The following is a 217-nucleotide window of genomic DNA, read 5'->3' on the forward strand; positions in this document are numbered from 1 at the left end:
GGATGGAAGTGCTCAGCTGCTGAAGAGCGATCCGATCGTTTTGGAACATGATCTATCAGATGAACAGGATCGTAACATTATGCTTTCCTGGTGGCTTATGTATGTGGAAGCGAAGAAGGCGGGAATCGAAGCAAGCCCAGAGGACATCAAGCAGGCAAATCAATTTGTCGAACAGGAAAGGGAAAAGTTCAAAAATGATAAAGAAACAAGAAACAAT

The 217-nt window shown here is 43.3% G+C and carries 1 protein-coding gene; it reads left to right on the top strand.

What is annotated here, in order from left to right:
- Positions 1-217, top strand: a 217-nt coding sequence (locus LKX83_RS33390; protein WP_227887608.1) for a hypothetical protein, incomplete at both ends; no start/stop codon positions are given.

Origin of the sequence: Cohnella baijiui (genome assembly GCF_020731285.1) — a bacterium.
Taxonomy (GTDB): Bacteria; Bacillota; Bacilli; order Paenibacillales; family Paenibacillaceae; genus Cohnella.